The organism is Flexithrix dorotheae DSM 6795, assembly GCF_000379765.1.
In the GTDB taxonomy this organism is placed as follows: domain Bacteria; phylum Bacteroidota; class Bacteroidia; order Cytophagales; family Flammeovirgaceae; genus Flexithrix; species Flexithrix dorotheae.
This window is the reverse complement of the sequence record NZ_KB903476.1, coordinates 315650-332804: the sequence shown is the minus strand read 5'-3', so window position 1 is coordinate 332804 and position 17155 is coordinate 315650. Positions and strand designations below refer to the sequence as shown.

The following is a 17155-nucleotide window of genomic DNA, read 5'->3' as shown; positions in this document are numbered from 1 at the left end:
ATTATAAGGCAAAGGTTACAAACTCTAACCAGAAAAAATGATTTTTAATCCGAATCCTTATCTTATCTCCTCTTCTTCCAAAAGAAATAGATTAGGAAAATAATCAACACAAAAGGAATGATCATGAAAGCGAACTTGATTAAGACGGCTACTGTGGAGGGTTGAATATCATTCATATGTTTTAAATAAAAATATTTTATAGCTTCAAATTTATCTGTTTCGCTGGACTAAGAGCATGTTTAAGTTTTGTTTTTTAAAGCGAAAAATGTCAGTTTGGGGTTATCGGGATACTAGAAAATTTTTGAATAGCAGCGTTATTTGGTAATTTTATAATGACCGAAGTTCCCTAAATGGCATTTTGAAGCCAAAAGGATAAATTTTAAACATGCTCTAATCATTTCTCTCTATTGCATGGTTTATCACAATCTATTAGATTTATGTTAAATTTCTAATATTGAATTCCCAAAGAAGTAAAAATCTTTGTTTAACTTATTACAATACTATCTTTTTTAAAATCACCAGTTTGTTGCCTCTTTTTCACCAGTATTTATCCCTTTTTTCCTAATTCCACAAAAGGGATAATGAACTAAAGACCTGTCGTCAATACATTTTAAGGCTTAAATTAAGCTATTAAACAAACAGTTTTATCATTTGTTGGTTGCAAGTGGCTGGAAATAAGTGTTTAAACCCTTCCTATTTGCGCTTGAACTAATTTTATTTTTAACTTATAAACATGTTGTCTTATAGGAGAATTTTTTACCTTATTGCATTATTTATTGTTTTTAAACACCCTTTAATAGCTCAGGAGGAAGAAAGAAGGCTTGCCGTGAAAAGGCTTGAAGGGAAAATAAAAGTGGATGGGGAATTGACAGAAGCATTTTGGGAAACAGCCCCGGTTTCTCAGCCATTTTGGGAGCAATTTCCCTACGATACCTCCTATTCCTCTACCATTTCAGAGATTAGAATGGCCTATGATGATCAATTTCTTTATTTCGGGGTCAGGTGTTTAGATCCGGTCCCCGGGGGTTATGTAACTACTTCTTTGAGAAGAGATTTCAGGGGAAAGGAGAATGATGTGATTACCGTTGTGCTTGATCCATTCGAGGATAAAACCAATGCTACCTTTTTCGGTATCAATCCTTTTGGCGTCCGGAGGGAGGGCTTAATTTCTGGAATTTCCGGAAGTGGGAGTGGAGGAACCAGCCAGGTACGAAGTGGGTTCGATTTGTCCTGGGACAACAAATGGTATGGAGAAGCTAAAATTCATGATGGCTACTGGACTGCGGAAATGGCTATTCCATTTAAAACACTAAGGTATAAAGAAGGAGCAAAAACCTGGTTTGCCAATTTTTACCGACTAGACAGTAAAACGGCTACCTCTTCCAGTTGGGGTCATATTCCCCGAAATCAGTCTATTGTTTCTCCGGCATTTGGAGGTTATCTGGATTTTGAAGAACCTTTAAAAAAGCCCGGTTCGAATATTTCTATTATTCCCTATGTTGCAGGAAATACAGGCAGAAACTTTATAGATGGTGAACCCACAACATATGGATTCGACTTAGGTGGTGATGCCAAAATAGGAATCACTCCATCTCTTAATCTTGACCTGACCATTAACCCGGACTTTTCTCAGGTGGAAGTTGATGATCAGCAGACTAACATTACCAGATTCGAATTATCTTTTCCTGAAAAAAGACAGTTTTTTCTGGAAAATGCTGATCTATTTGCCTCATTTGGTACCGACAATATTCGCCCATTTTTTTCCAGAAGAATTGGAATTGCCTTGGATAGAAATACTGGAATTAATGTGCCTGTGCCTATAACTTACGGTGCACGTTTAAGTGGCAGAATTGATAAAAACTGGCGTATTGGAGTCATGAATTTGCAGACCAAAAAGGATAATAGTATTAATTTGCCAGGTTATAATTATTCAGTTATGGCTTTGCAAAGGCAGGTTTTCTCTAGGTCAAACATTTCTGCCATATTCATTAATAAACAGTCTACTCATCAATTCTCCCAGGATTCTACCCTGGAATGGGGAATTGATAAGAGCAATTATAACCGAACTTTAGGTTTGGATTATAACCTTGCCTCAGCCGATAATAAATGGACAGGTAAGTTCTTTTACCATCATAATATTTACGAAAATGAGGAGTCAAAAAAAGATTTTGCTCACGGGGCTACTTTGGCTTATAATATCCCATGGCTTACTTTAACCTGGGATCACCAGATCGTGGGAAAATACTATGACCCTGAAGTCGGTTTTGTCCCCCGGAACAACTACAAAAGAGTAGCTCCCAGCGTAAAATTCACTTTTTATTCCGATAAAATAATTGCCAACCACGGCCCTGGAGTTTCCACGGAATATATATGGAATGATCAGGATGGGAAAACGGATCATAATTATGCCTTAAATTACAATATTGTTTTTAAAACCAATGCAGAATTTACCGGGGCTATTCAAAATCAATACACCTATCTTTTTGAAGATTTTGATCCTACCAGATCAGGAAATGGAGAGCCTTTACCCATGGGCGAATCCTACAATTATTCCAATTTACTTTTAATTTATGAGTCTGATAAAAGGAAGAAAATATTTTATGAATTAGAAGGACAGGGAGGAGGTTTTTTTAATGGAAGCCTCTACCGAATGGCTGGAAATGTCAACTACAGGTTTCAGCCTTACGGCATTGCCACACTAAATTTTTCTTACAATGATATTAATCTTCCGGAACCTTATTCTAGTGGAAAAATTTTCCTGTTTGGGCCAAGATTTGACATTACGTTTTCTCGCAAGGTTTTCTTAACAACCTATTTCCAATATAACAATCAGATTGATAATGTAAATATCAATGCGCGATTACAATACCGATATAAACCAGTTTCCGATTTCTTTTTGGTGTATACCGAAAATTATTTTCCAGACACGTTTGCCAGTAAAAACCGGGCATTGGTGGCAAAATTTACTTATTGGTTGAATTTGTAGAAGCTTTACTGAAGGTTGGTTGTAGCCAAAATTTCCTCAAAACTTTTAGGGAAATCCTCGTCATATGCATCCTGGTAGGCTTTTTTGAAATCGTTGTAAGTGTGTTTGGCCAGCTGAGTTTTATTGGAACTTATAAAATGCTGCATAAGAAAGGCCAGGGCTTCTTCATTAAAAGGATCGTAAAGAAAAATAATTTTGGTTATCTGGTTAATTTTGATTTCGTCATCTTCTGCCGGGAAGGATTTGATTAACTCCAAACAGTAATCGATGGTAAAATTGGAAACAAATTCTTTAAAAGGGTCCAACCATTCTCCTTCAATTTTTGGTAAAAACTGGCCGCTGTTTATAAATTGCAAAAACTGTTTGTAAGCAGCCTGTTCCGGTTTTTTAGTATTTAAGAACTGATCCGTTAACTGCTTGAATTCAAAATAATCGCAATAGAATGGAGACGAATATTGCAATTTGAGGAAATTCTCTGTATGCACCACTTCCAGCCCTTCAAAGTTGGCTAAAAGGGCCCTGAGCTTCTTCATGTTTACCCGTCTGTTATTGGCGGCTTTTTCCAAATCTAAGTCGGGCCAAACTTCCCGTGATAATTCTTCTACCGATATTCCCTGAGGGAATTTGGAAGAATAGAAAACCAGAAGCAAGAACAGTTGCCTCACTCTTGGTGTAAAGTCTCTGGTAATATCGTTTCCATTTTTATCAATTGCAGTGAAAATGCCAAACAATTTCACCATATTTCTTTTTGGCAAAGCAGCAGATTTGTCCTCAGGCTTGGGAGTACCCGCAATTTCCTTAGTTTGTTCAGGTTTGTGTTCTCTTTTTCTGAAATAAATTAAAGCACCAATTAATAGGATTCCTCCAACCACAAAGAAGGGAAGAAAGGGTGTATTCTTTTTTGCCAGAGAAAGGGGTTTAATTTCTTTTCCCAGATAAAGCGCCTTAATTTCCTCATCACCCAATGCGCGGTTCCAGATGGCCAAATCATCCATTTTGCCCTGAAAGTAGTCTCTTTCTTCATCGGCAGTTCTTCTTACTCCTAAATAGATTTCCCCATCTCCCTTAAATGAAGCCAGATTCCGGACCTTTTTATCTGGTTTCCCATTAATAAAAATGGCCCTTTCTCCCAGGTTTTTGTAGTAGCGCCAAACTACGTGATACCACTGCCCGGCTTTTATTTTGAAATTCCCATTGATATCATCACTATGAAAACCCATATAAGGTTTCTGATCTCTGAATATCAAATGCAACCCTTCACGAAACTTTCTTTTAAAAGTAGAAATAATGGGTTCATCTTCATCTATTAAAGTATCGGCCTTTATCCATAAACTGATGGTAAAATCCTGATCATTAAGTCCTAAAGCTTCCACCGGAGGAAGTTTTAGGAATGATTTGCCAGAAAATTCAGCTACTTTTTTTCTGGATAAATCATTTTTGATCTGGGTGTTTTCTGATTCAACTTTTTTTAAGGGTAAATTGGAAAAATTGTCAAAGTTTTCATCGAATGGGTACCAGGCCACCAGATTTTCTCCAATATTTTTGATTGTACCCTCAAAGGAAATGGTAGAGTCCTGTTTTAAATCAGTGGATTCAAAAGAAGGGGGATGGAAATCGAATCCGGGCTTTTCTGGTTTGAGATTTATCCGCTGTCCTGCAAAGTGGGGAAAGGAAAATTTTCCTCCGGTAATGGCCGGTATTTCTTTTTCCCATATAATTTCTTCTAATAATTTTTGCTGAAAATTAACCTCACCACTTACCTTTAAAATGGAATTGGTCTGATTGAGTAGTTCTGTAACAGAAAACCCAAATGGGGTAGGGGTGAAACAGACAAAATTGGGTTTTCTTCCTGTTTGTTGCCAGAAGGAAAGCACCAGCTCTATAAATTGTGTGTTTGGATTTACAAGTTCATTGTTCCAGTTTTTTTCAATGATATTGCAAAAAACCAGCTTTTCCTGCAAATCTCCATGGATACTGGTAATTCGCTGATTCTCATATTCTACATGCCAAAAGTCTTGTGCTTCAAAAAGGGAAATGAATGCATCCTGTTTTATTCCGGATTTTTCAAGTAGAGTATAGTATGTGTCTTTATTAATAGTTTTCCCAATAATGAGGATGATGTTTTGAGGTCCCAGATTATCTGGGATAGTTTGGAGGTTTTTTAAAAATACTGGGGTGGATTGGGCAGAAAGGGTTTCCAGGTAAAAGGCCCTTACACCAAGTCGAATTAAATTAGTAATAGAAGGTTCATCTTGTGGATCTGAAACTTTTGCGGTGAGGTAGGTATTATTAAAAGCAGTTTCTGTAAGGCTTTGGGCAAATCCCTGTAGAAAAAAGAATGGAAATAACAGCAAACAGAAAATACCTTTTTTAATCATGTTTTATATTAAAAAATATAATTGGAAAATCTACGCTGGTTAATGGATATTGGGTGTTCTTCCCTATAAAAATTGGATAAAGACCCTACAAATTATTCAAAATTAAAAATAAATCCTTAGGCAAAAATAAAAGGTTCTTTGCAAAAAGAACCTTTAGTTTTTATAAAGAAGGTAACTGACTTTTCCCACGGGTTTTAATTGAGTAAGAATTGTATGTGGTTGAAGTTCAGTCTGTTTACCATTTGGTTTCGACTCACTTTTTTCGTGCTAATCGCACTATCCAATTTCCGGCAATGCTACTTCTTCTTTTTCCTTATTTTTATTTTCACATTTGCTTGGATCATTTCCACAAAGTGAACACGTCACCCCATCATTTTGCAGGAAAGGGCTCTGAGAAGCACATGTTCCCTTAAATTCTCCATTTTTAAGGAAAATCAGCCTTACACTCATCAAAATGAAAAATAATCCTATAAATCCAACTCCAAGAAGTACTGTAGTCATAATAAATTTTTTATTGCTATTTATTGATGCTCAAATAGATTACACAAAATTAATACATTCAGTTATTATAACCGGAAGAAAAGGAGGAAAGTTCTTTATGGATATTGATTACAGTATGAATGTATTAACCTCTATTTTTTAATTTTTTTCACCACCGAAATTCAGGTTAAATCCAAAGAAAATTCCCACACCATTGTAGGCAAACTTCACATCATTATCAATTGTACCCTGCAGAGGAGGATCTGTGCCCTCAGAAGGGGTACCCAGATCCACCAATTGTTTGAGGTCTTTTTCCCTGCTTATGGAATACTGAATGCCAAGAATAATATTACTTGCTTTAATATTGAACTTTGCCCCACCAGTAAGGTGATAGACATCATATTCAATCCCCTGCTGGTTTCTAAAATCTGAAAATTCTTTAAAATCAAAATCCTTTCGAAAATTAAAATCAGTTCTCACTCCTCCCAGAATAACCATTTCCTCAGAAATTTCTTTTTCCAGCCCAATAGCAATATTGGTAATGGCATTTGCTCCATTTACAATGCTCAGAAATTCTTTATTGGTTAGTCTTTCATAGTTTTCTTCAGTGGTAATATTTTCATTTACTTCTGCGGTTATCATTTTATAAGGAGCAATTTTTGCAAAATATTCAATTGAGGCACTCAGAAATGTTTTGCCATTTGGCGCAGTGTAATTAAATCCTAATGCTAAAGAAAAAGGGTCTTTATAATCTGCCGGGAGTTTGGTTTGCCAGTCGGAAATAAGGAAATCCGGGATGAAAGCCTGGCCCGTAGAATCAGGAATATTGGTATAACTGATTTCCCTTAATACCTCTCCCTTGCCAGCTAAATTTATTGAAGGTAAAGTCAGGTTTAAACCCAAACCCCAGTTGTCCATTTGATACTGCATGCCAAGTTTTCCTACGAACCTGTAATTATTCAGCTTTATCCGTTCAAGCTGACGAAAAGAAGAATTGAAAGAGGCAACCGCGATATCTTCTACATACACCGTATCATTTTTTAAGGAAGCATTCACATCAACCAAAAATTTTTCTTTTAAACTTTTGACAGAAAGAAACCCACTGGCCCCAATAGTGAACCTGTCTGACAATTTGTAGGAAGCTCCTCCACCGAACCAAAGGTCTTTGTAATGATTGATGTTTTCCACTGTCCCGTTATAGAGTTCATTCCCGGGAAGAATTTCAAATACTTCCGCTTCTCTTCTTACGCCATCCAAAACATCAAATTCAGACTGATCCCTGGTAAAACTGGCAATTTCTATTTTGACTTTATCATTTTTTGATTTTACCAGAAATGAAATAAATCTGGGTTGTAAAATGAAATTTGATAAAGAAAGGGAAAGGTTGGTCCCTAAGAAATTGGTTGCGGAATAAAAATCGAGTGCCACCAAATTGGCATTAATAGAAAGTTTGGCAGTCCCAACATCGGATATAAGCGCAGGATTGTAAAAAATAGCGGTATTTCCCGCTCTTCCCCCCACAACGGCTCCACCCATTAAAGAGGCTTCGGCATTAAAATTTTGGGCCCAGTAGCGATTGGTTTGGGCAATGGACTGAAAACCTATTATTAATAAAATTAGTGAGAGACAGAAAGTAAGGGTAATTCTATAATGCATAATGAAGCCTTTAAAAAATACCTTTTGAAAGTACTAAAATTGTTTTGGTTTCCCGCACTTAAGGTAAGCAAAAAGTTAAAGTTAGTAACAAAAAAAACAGTCTTCGATAATTTTAACCAAAGACTGTTTTTTGAACTAAATTTCCTGTGGGGGTTAATGTTTCAGGGTGCCAAAACCTTCTATAATAATATTTACCTTATTGGTTTTCTTTTCTACCAGAATGCTGGTCTGGTTGGCTCCATCATCGTTATTCAGGTCCCCTTTAACCGCTTTTACAAAATAGGCCTGTGTTTTCAGTTTTTTAAATTTTATTTTACCCTTTTCGTCAGTTTTCCCTGTGTTAATGGCATTTTTATCATTCTTATAATCTTCTTCGCTTTCGTAGATTTTTACAGATGCTCCGGGTTGGATATTTCCTTTCTCATCCAGCACAGTAATTTCCAGGTTGGTTGGAAGTAATTGTGCTTTTAATGAAAATGAACTCAGCATAACCATTAAAGAAAACAAAGAAATTTTAAGGAGTTTCATCATTTTTAGTGTCATTGAATTTCGTTTAAAATTAAGATTTTATAAGTGCAAAAATCAGACTGCAAATATAAATGAAAAGCCATTCCTCACTCAAATTTGTACATTAAATATATCATTGAGGATTGTTTCTGCTTCAACCTGCAAAACTCCCTTTTGAATGAGGTCTTTCAGATCTTCAATGGCTCCTGAATTTACTTTTCCGTTCACTTCAATGTTTTTATCGCGATATTGTTTATACAAGCTTTTGCTTTTTTCAAAATGCCCCAGGTTTAATTCAGCCAGGGCAAGGTTGTACATTGCATAAAAGGCATTAGAATCAAGGGAAATGGCTTTTTTCGAAAGTTCAATACATGCTTCATATTCTCCCTGCAGATATTTTACCCAGCCTGAGTTTCCATAAGCAGATGCATAATTGGAGTCCAGTTGCATTACGATCTGGTAATCCTGATAAGCCTGCTCATATTTTCCGGCATCAGTAAAAAAATTGGCCCTGCTTAAATAGGCAAAAATATCCTTGGGAGCCAGGGAAATGGTATAACTATAGTCTTTAAGCGCCTTTTCATAGTTGCCAAACAATTCGAACCAGGCAAGGCCCCTTACCCGGTAAAAGTCAGGATCTCTGGGGTTAAGTGATATAGCCATTTCAATATCATCGAGTGCTTCCTTTTTTTTGAGGTTAATTAGGGTAATGGCTCTTAAGTAATAATTATCAGGATTGAATTCATCAGCTGCAACGGCACTGTTATAATGGACAAGTGCTTTAGCGTCATTGCCTTTCTGGCTTTCAATTCTGCCGAGATTTTGATGGGGAAAATCATGTGCAGGGTCCATTTCTATGGCCATATTGTAATAATAGGTAGCACTGTCAGTATTTCCTTTGTACTGATAGATGAGCCCAATATTGTTGTAAATGGTGGAGTATGCGGGGTAAAGCTCCAGTGCCATTTTATAATCGGCAAATGCCTTATCATATTCCCTTAGCTGGAAATGGGTCCAGCCCCTTCCATTGTAAGCCGAAGCCGAGGTGGGATCGAAGGAAATGACTTTGGAATAGGCTTCCAGTGCCTTTTCGAATTGCCTGAGTCTATTCCAGCAGTATCCAATATCCAAAAATGCTCTTCTTACATCATAACCGTACTTTGCTGCCATTTCATAATCCTCAACCGCCTGCTCAAAGTGAAACAATGCTTTGTGAATTCTGGCTCTGGTCTCATAAAATTTAGATTGTTTGGGCATCATTCCGATCACAATATTCATATCGGAAAGGGCTTCCTCATATTTCCCTTCTTCAATTTTGCGCTCGGCTCTGTCAAAATATAAGCCGGGAGAATCGGGGTTGAGCGCAATCTTGATCGATTCAATCTGGTCTTCCACTTCCTGTAAAACCTCCCGCGTGATTCCTGGTTTTTGTTCTAGCGATCCGGCAATTAATTCAAATTGTTTTTTCCTGAGTTGAGAATATTCCAATAAAAGGATGGCCTTTTTTTTAAGATCAGTGGGTAATCCCTGAATATCTCCTACTTCTTCCATCAATTGAATGTTTGCCTCATTTGCCGGAATACTGGAATTTCGGAGTAGGGAAATTCTTTCTGCTGTGGTGACTTCTTCGGGGAAATCGAAATAGCGCAAGGCTTCCTCTTCATTTGTCTGAAAAACCTCCATGCCTTCATTGTAGGCAACTGACCAATTGGAGGTAAATGCAAGAATTCCCCCACTGATACTCAGTATTAATATAGAAGGCAGGATGATATTGAATTTTTTTAATTTTGATTGAGGGTTAATGTATTCGGGCAAGTAGGCAAACCCGACCAAAATTCCTCCTATCAGCCCGCCAATATGCCCGGCATTATCAAATACCGGCACAAGAAAACCTATCATCAGACTGAAACCTATAAACAGAAGGATTTTTTTCTGAAGGTTTCGGTTCATCATCCTGTCAATAATTCCGGTAGCATTAAGGGAGAGAAAGGTACCGAATAAGCCAAAAATAGCTCCTGATGCGCCTACACTAATGGTAAAATCGTGCCACCACAAACTCAGGGAAGAACTGAAAATTCCTGACAATAAATAGGCAATTACAAATTTGGTTCTGCCTAAAAAGGCTTCCAGAAATCGGCCTATATCCTGTAATACCCACATGTTCATTGCTAAATGGAAAATTCCAAAATGCAGGAAGCAACAGGTAAGGATTCTCCACCATTGGTTTTGTAGGGTAATTTCTTTGGAACTTGCGCCAAATTTAATCAAATCATCTACTTCAGGCCATAAGAAGTCAACTCCTGAAAGCAACATAACCAAAAAAATAAGGACATTTAGAATAATGATAGTTGGGGTGATAAAATAGGATTTGGACGGGATGATAAAACCAAATGCCTGTTTTATTTTTTCTGATTCGGAAAGGGGAAATTCCAATAAATGATCCCGGCCTTCCTGTAAGTATCCTGCAATTTTAAGGTAGTCCCTGTTCAGGTCGAAACCGTCTTTTTTAGCTTTTATAGATTTAAACTCCCTGATAAAAGCATTGATATTCCTGCTGTTTTCCCCTTTATCCACTATAGCTTCTTTCAAGCTGTAGCTGCAAATTCTGTTTTCATTGGTATTGGTGCGAATTATGATTTCCTCTCCATTAGAATTTAGGCTGGGTGAAGTACGGGCTACCAGACCTTCTTCAGAATTATACAATACATTCCATTGCATATTCCAGGCTGCTTCTCTGACTATTGTCAGCACTTGCCGCTGTGTTAGTCCTGCTGAAGGAATTTCTTTTTTTATAGTTGGTGGAAATCCTATTCTTATCATTTTAATACCTCTCGCCTTAACAATTTAATGTATTCCCAGTTTCTTTTTATCCGGAATTTATGCATCATATAATCTCAATAAATATACATCATTCCATTACAATTTGGAGAAAAAGCTGGTTCAAAATTTAAGATACTTTAAGAAAATTCTTTGATTCAACTAAAGATTTAGTTGTAAAAATTTGATTAACTAAATAATTAGTTATATAATTGTAATATCATTACTAATGATGTTTCTAAAATCATATTAAACCGAAATGAGTTGGAAAAATCCTGTATTTCGGTTCACTAAAAAGTCAGACTTTAAACATGAAAAAATTAACTACCGCTGAGGAACAAATTATGCAGGTTTTATGGAAAAAGGAAAAAGCCTTTGTAAAAGATATTTTGCCCGAACTGCCTGCCGATCCTAAAACAGGGAAAAAACCCGCATACAATACAGTATCCACCATAGTAAGAATATTAGAATCCAAAGGTTTTGTAGCGCACAATGCCTATGGAAAAACTCATGAATATTACCCCTTGGTAGATAAAGACAAGTACAGCAATATGTTTCTTAAAAGTTTCATTTCCAGTTATTTCAGTGGTTCTTTCGAGAAAATGGTTTCCTTTTTCGTGAAGCAAAATGATATGGATGTGCAGGAGATGGAAGAACTGATGAAACTCCTAGAAGAGGAAAATCAAAAAGAGAAATAACGATGATAAACTATCTGATCGAGTCTACTATTTGTTTGGTAGTCTTCTATGGATTATATGTCTTCCTGTTCCGAAAGGAAACGTTTTTTCAGCGCAACAGGTATTATTTGGTTTTTGCGCCAATTCTGAGCTTTATGCTACCGCTATTTTCCTTTGCAATTACAGGTGCCAATGGGATGTCGGAGTTGACCTTACCTGAGTTTAATACCGGAGACCCAATTGCAGAGGCAGAAAATGGGTTTAACCTGTTTACGGCTATTCTTGGAGGATACGGGATTGTGTCCTTAATCTTGTTTGGTAAACTTTTGAAACAAACCAGCCAAATTCTGAGGTTGATCAAAAATGCCAGAAGAGAAGAAAAGCAGGGTTATACCTTAATATTTACAGAGGGGGAAATGCCTGCTTTCTCTTTTTTCAATTACCTTTTTTGGAACAATAAAGCCGATCTCAGTGAAGAAGAACAGGATAAAATATTGAAACACGAATTGGCACATATAAAAGACAGACATACCATTGATCTTTTTTTATTCGAATTTCTGAAAATTATTTTCTGGTTTCATCCACTGGTTTATTTGTTTAAAAGGGAATTGGTGGATCAGCACGAATTCATAGCCGATGCTTTTGTTTTAAAAAATTCAGATCAAAAATCTTATACCAGGCTCATTGTCAATAGCTTGTTTAAGGAACTGCATTTAAATGTGGTACACAGTTTTAATCAATCACCCATTAAAAAAAGAATAATTATGATTCAAAAAACGAAAACCCCGGCTTATTGGGGAATTAAAAATTTATTGATGTTGCCGGTTTTGGCCATTTTATTTGTAGCCTTTGCGTGCAATACAAATATTGGAGAGCTTTCCGATCAGGAGGAAATCGCCCTTAAAAATAAGCTGGAAGTAAAACCCGGGAAGGATGGAATTTATGACATTGTAGAAGTTAACGCCAAACCGGAAGGTGATTTTGAAGGTTTTTATTCCTTCCTTAAAACAAATATGAAATATCCTAACCAGGCGAAAAAGATGGGCATAGAAGGGAAAGTTTATGTTCAGTTTGTGATTGATGAAAATGGAAATTTAGGTGATTTTAATGTGTTAAAAGGAATAGGAGCAGGTTGTGACAAAGAAGCTGTAAGAGTTATAAAAGCATCTCCAGCCTGGACTCCGGCAATAGCGGATAATATGAGTGTAAAACAGCGAATAGTATTACCTGTAAATTTCAAGCTCCATTAAGCATAGCTGTTATGCTTACCAAATATTTATCATTAAAATTATATCTCCAGGTTTCCCTAAAAGGATAGAAATCAAAAATTTCAAAAAAAATAAAGTTCTGCTGTATCTTTTTAGTCATCCTCCATTATACCATTGTCAATCAACAAAAAGGCAAAAGTGCTGAGTTGATTTGAAAACCTTTAAAAATAATTTATAACAAAGTGTTTCTTTAATGAAATCGCTTTTGAAGTGGAAATTTCAAAAAATACAATTGTTTTTTGACTGGATATCCTTTGCCTTTTCCAAGGGCCAAAAGCGAATAGGAGGGCACTTATAAACTTTTAAATATTAAAGCTATGATTAAATTTCTTGACCTTTTAGGGATTCCCGGAGTATTGGCCTTGTTTGTGGGGTTAATTGTTGGCACAATTGGATTGCTAAGGTATGTGCTCAAACGCAATTCCGAGAAAGCACTTTTAGCCAGTAATAATTCAGATGTACTTAGCAAAAAATCGGGCCTTGTTGATGTAAATAAGTACCGTGGGCTTATTGGAAATGTGGGTTTAATGCTTAGTTTGGGTTTGGTACTTTCTGCTTTTGAATTTCCAGACTTTGGGGAACAAACCCTGGTGGATATGGGAAATCTACAGGTAGATTTGGAGGAGATGATGGAGATTCCTCCTACCGAACAACAGCAACCCAAGCCGCCTAAAATACAGGCCCCGCAAATTATTGAGGTGGAAGATGAGGAAATTGAAGAAGATATTGAAGTAGATCTGGATATGGAAGCCGATGAGGATGTAATCATTGAAGAAGTAATGGTGGAAGAAGAACCTGAAAAAGAAGAAGTGGCTCCTGCTTTTTTTGATATTGTGGAAGAATCTGCTGCACCTAAAGGGGGCATGAATGCATTCTATAAATACATTAAGAAAAATATTAAATATCCCAATCAGGCCAAAAGAATGGGTGTGGAGGGAAAAGTTTTTGTAAGATTTATCATTGATACAGATGGCTCAATTACCAATGTGGAAGTCATGAAAGGAATTGGAGCAGGTTGTGATGAAGAAGCCATCAGGATTTTGCAAAATGCACCAAACTGGAATCCTGGTAAACAAAGAGGAGTTCCTGTTAGGCAAAGAATGGTGTTCCCACTGAGCTTTGTATTGGGAAACTAATTGGTTGAATTTCTCCATGGCCGTAAGGTTATTTTTTACTAGCGAGGAGCTAAAAGCCCCTCGCTAGTGAAAATTCAAAAAAGCAGATGGCTTAAGTATCAAGCGAAGCGATTACTTGAGCCAATTTATAAAGAAAAGTTTGCAACTTTTCGGTTTAATGGAATACAATTCCCCTTCAAAATCCCAGATACTAAATTATTCACATTTTCCAATTTTAAAATCCTCCTTACCATGATCAATATGCTATCAAACCTGGGTATTCTAGGAGTATTGGCAGTATTTGTCGTACTAATTTTGGGTACCATTTTAATTTTCAAATCCATTCTAAAAAAGAATTCGGAAAAGGCATTAACCGCCAGCTATGAAATACCTGAACTAAGCAAAAAATCCAGTCTGGTAGATATCAATAAATTTAGCGGGCTGCTGGGAAATATTGGGCTGATGCTTAGTTTGCTAATCGTATTATCTGCATTTGAGTTTCCAGATTTTGAGGAAAGAGTATTAATTCCCATTGGAGAATTAATGGCAGATCCCGAGAAAAACATTGAAATCCCCATAACAGAAATGCCACCTCCACCACCCCCAAAGAAAATTCCTATTCCTATCGTGACAGAAGCAAAGGAAGATGAGTTAGAGGATGAGATTGAGTTTGAGGCGGAACCTGTGGAAGAAACGATAATAGAAGAGATAAATCTTCCTAAAGAACCAGAACCGGAAGAAGTAGTGAATGATTTTGTGGTTATTGCTGAGGTGAATGCTGAGCCAGCAAATGGTTGGAGTAAGTTTTACAAATACATCAAAAAGACCATTAAATATCCCAATCAGGCCAGGAAGATTGGAGTGGAAGGGAAGGTATATGTGCAATTTATAGTTAACACTGATGGTACATTATCAGATATCCACATTTTGAGAGGAATAGGGGCTGGTTGTGATGAAGAGGCCATTCGGATTTTAGAAAATTCCCCAAAATGGAATCCGGGCAAACAAAGAGGCCGGCCTGTAAGGCAAAGAATGGTTTTTCCCTTGCATTTTAAGTTGGGGAGGTGAAAAAATGAAAGCAAGGTCTTCGCCAGAGGCCTTGCTTTTTCCATAATACCAATATTCAAAAAAAGAATAGTTAAAAAGAAATCCTGCTGGGAACAGGGAGGTAAATAAAACCTGGAAAATCACTTTTGAAAATGCTTGAGCTTTATTAATTCTTTTTCCGAAAGGAATCTCCATTTTCCCCTTGGCAGGTCAATTTTGGTGAGCCCGGCAAAAACAGTTCTATCCAGCTTTACTACTTCATAACCAAAATGCTCGAACATTCTTCTCACAATTCTGTTCCGACCAGAATGTAATTCCACCCCGAGTTTTTTTCTATCGTTATGTAAAATATTAATCCCGTCAAGGTCCACAGGGCCATCCTCTAATTCAAATTTTTTATGTACAATAGTATCAAAATCCTCTTCTGAAATGGCACGGTTCAGTTCCACATGGTAAATTTTCTGGGTTTTGCCAGAGGGATGGGCCAGCTTTTTAGCGAATTCTCCATCATTGGTAAAAAGCAATAAGCCAGTGGTGTCCCTATCAAGTCGGCCCACAGGGTAAATTCTTTCTTCACAGGCTTTGGATACTAAATCCATTACCGTTTTTCTGCCATGCGTATCTTCCATGGTCGTGATAAATCCTTTTGGCTTATTCAAAAGCAGGTAAACCAGTTTTTCCCTTCTCAGTAATTTCCCTTTGTAAGATACTTTATCTCCCGGCTGGACTTTATAACCCATTTCCTGTTTTACCTCACCATTTACTTTTATCTCTCCATTGGCAATCAGTTGGTCTGCCTCTCTTCTAGAGCATACTCCTGCGTTGGCAATAAACCTGTTCAGTCGAAAAAGTGCTGGTGCATCACTCTTCGCGGTCTTTTCTTTTTTGAAAACCTTTTCGCTATAGGTGGGGGCAGTTACCGGAGTGTTTCTTTGTCTTCTGGTAAATTTTGTAGCTTTTTCTTCAGAATTTTCTTTTTTAAACACTCCCTTCTTTTTGCCTTTAGGAAACCCTTTATCCTCATTTTTCTTAAATGAATTTCTTTTATTATTCCGAGAGTTATTTCTTCCTGGTTTCATTTTTTGTAAGCCTTTAGCGCCTAAATTAAATTTAAATAAAGTAATAAAGGGGTTTGATTTCCTTCGTGGTGGACAAGCATATGGCAATAGTACCCATTTTGCCTGAATGCAAAGTTAGGGAAAAGATTTTAACACTTTCTGATAAGCAACCCTGAATTATAATTCCTTCAGGGTAATCATTTTGTCTTTTTCAGGATCCCAAAGTTTTAGCCGGAAACATCGGTAAATTTCCATCGGGTTCCAGGAAGTGGTTGGTGGGTTTTGAAGTTCAGGCATTTTGGCCATAACTTCTCTTAACCTGTAAAATGGAATCCTTGAATTCATGTGGTGCACATGATGAAAACCGATATCACCCGTAAACCAGTGCATAATGGGATTCATTTCCATAAAACTTGTGGAAGAAAGAGCGGCATTGTCATAAGTCCAATCATGATTTTCCCTGAATTTTGCTTTGGGAAAATTATGCTGACAATAGAATAGATAGGAGCCAATTCCAAAAGCCAGAAAGAAAGGTGCAAACCACCCAATAAAATAAATTTCAGGTCCGAAAATCATAAAAACCATTATGCTCAAAGCCAGATGAATAAGCAGGGCAGCTAAAGAATCCAGGTGTTTCTTAGGACTTTGTACGAATGATTTTACATTAAGCCAGTAAATGAACAGCGTTACATAACCAAATATGATGGTTAGCGGATGTCTGTTGATTAAATAAATTCTTTTTTGCTTTTTGGAGAGTTTCTGGAATCTGTCTTTACAAATGGTAGGGTAAGATCCTATGCCTGAGATAGAAAGTTTTGAATTGTTATTGTGATGATGATCGTGCGATCTTTTCCAAATTCTTCTGGGGGCAAGCAGATAAATACCAAAGCCCGTCATGATCCATTCTGCTAATTTCGACTTTTGTAATATTGTATGATGCTGGTAATCATGATAAATGACAAACATTCTCACATACAACAAGCCACAGATTACTGAAGCTATTAATTTAGTCCAAAGAGGGGTATTTAAAAATGGCATAGGAAATACGACTAATACAAAAAATATAGTGATAAAAACTTCAAACCAGCTTTTCTTCCTATCTTCTTTGGCGAAAACTTTAGTTGCTAAAATTAATTCCTTTCCGGTTCTCATAAGGTTTAATATAG

Annotated in this window: 12 protein-coding genes; 5 read left to right on the top strand and 7 right to left on the bottom strand. The window is 36.8% G+C overall.

The genetic code is table 11. The features are described 5' to 3' along the window. Positions 1 to 733 precede the first annotated feature (733 nt). Positions 734 to 2986, top strand: coding sequence for a DUF5916 domain-containing protein (locus tag A3EM_RS0131975; RefSeq protein ID WP_020532343.1), 2253 nt, complete (start codon positions 734 to 736; stop codon positions 2984 to 2986). Positions 2987 to 2991: 5 nt separating this feature from the next. Here the strand turns inward: A3EM_RS0131975 and A3EM_RS0131970 are convergent, their stop codons facing one another. The 5 genes from A3EM_RS0131970 to A3EM_RS46490 form a co-directional block, all read right to left on the bottom strand. Next, the gene (locus A3EM_RS0131970) at positions 2992 to 5364 is read right to left on the bottom strand and encodes a LamG-like jellyroll fold domain-containing protein (RefSeq protein ID WP_020532342.1); all 2373 of its coding nucleotides are present in this window, start codon (positions 5362 to 5364) and stop codon (positions 2992 to 2994) included. A 276-nt stretch (positions 5365 to 5640) separates the two neighbouring features. Beyond that, the gene (locus A3EM_RS0131965) at positions 5641 to 5865 is read right to left on the bottom strand and encodes a hypothetical protein (RefSeq protein WP_026210705.1); all 225 of its coding nucleotides are present in this window, start codon (positions 5863 to 5865) and stop codon (positions 5641 to 5643) included. Between the two features lie 138 nt (positions 5866 to 6003). After that, complete coding sequence (locus A3EM_RS0131955; RefSeq protein WP_020532339.1) at positions 6004 to 7500, bottom strand: hypothetical protein; 1497 nt, start codon at positions 7498 to 7500, stop codon at positions 6004 to 6006. Between the two features lie 153 nt (positions 7501 to 7653). Continuing rightward, positions 7654 to 8031, bottom strand: a complete 378-nt coding sequence (locus tag A3EM_RS44250) for a SpaA isopeptide-forming pilin-related protein (protein ID WP_020532338.1) — start codon at positions 8029 to 8031, stop codon at positions 7654 to 7656. 87 nt (positions 8032 to 8118) lie between these two features. Beyond that, complete coding sequence (locus A3EM_RS46490) at positions 8119 to 10827, bottom strand: rhomboid family intramembrane serine protease (protein WP_020532337.1); 2709 nt, start codon at positions 10825 to 10827, stop codon at positions 8119 to 8121. Between the two features lie 308 nt (positions 10828 to 11135). Here A3EM_RS46490 and A3EM_RS0131940 point away from each other — a divergent pair, with 308 nt between their 5' ends. The 4 genes from A3EM_RS0131940 (at position 11136) to A3EM_RS0131920 (ending at position 14952) form a co-directional block, all read left to right on the top strand. After that, the gene (locus tag A3EM_RS0131940; protein WP_020532336.1) at positions 11136 to 11522 is read left to right on the top strand and encodes a BlaI/MecI/CopY family transcriptional regulator; all 387 of its coding nucleotides are present in this window, start codon (positions 11136 to 11138) and stop codon (positions 11520 to 11522) included. 2 nt (positions 11523 to 11524) lie between these two features. Continuing rightward, positions 11525 to 12751, top strand: coding sequence for a M56 family metallopeptidase (locus A3EM_RS0131935; protein ID WP_083925340.1), 1227 nt, complete (start codon positions 11525 to 11527; stop codon positions 12749 to 12751). A 335-nt stretch (positions 12752 to 13086) separates the two neighbouring features. Continuing rightward, positions 13087 to 13905, top strand: a complete 819-nt coding sequence (locus A3EM_RS0131925) for an energy transducer TonB (RefSeq protein ID WP_020532333.1) — start codon at positions 13087 to 13089, stop codon at positions 13903 to 13905. 231 nt (positions 13906 to 14136) lie between these two features. After that, a complete protein-coding gene (locus tag A3EM_RS0131920) occupies positions 14137 to 14952 on the top strand; it encodes an energy transducer TonB (RefSeq protein ID WP_052323403.1) in 816 nt (271 codons plus the stop codon). A 119-nt stretch (positions 14953 to 15071) separates the two neighbouring features. Here A3EM_RS0131920 and A3EM_RS0131915 read toward each other — a convergent pair whose 3' ends face one another. Together A3EM_RS0131915 and A3EM_RS0131910 are read right to left on the bottom strand one after the other, a co-directional pair. Continuing rightward, positions 15072 to 16010 carry a pseudouridine synthase gene (locus tag A3EM_RS0131915; protein WP_020532331.1) on the bottom strand — a complete coding sequence of 313 codons (939 nt, stop codon included), beginning with the start codon at positions 16008 to 16010 and terminating at the stop codon, positions 15072 to 15074. A 156-nt stretch (positions 16011 to 16166) separates the two neighbouring features. Next, on the bottom strand, positions 16167 to 17141 hold the full coding sequence (locus tag A3EM_RS0131910) for a fatty acid desaturase family protein (RefSeq protein WP_020532330.1): 975 nt from the start codon (positions 17139 to 17141) through the stop codon (positions 16167 to 16169). Positions 17142 to 17155 lie beyond the last annotated feature (14 nt).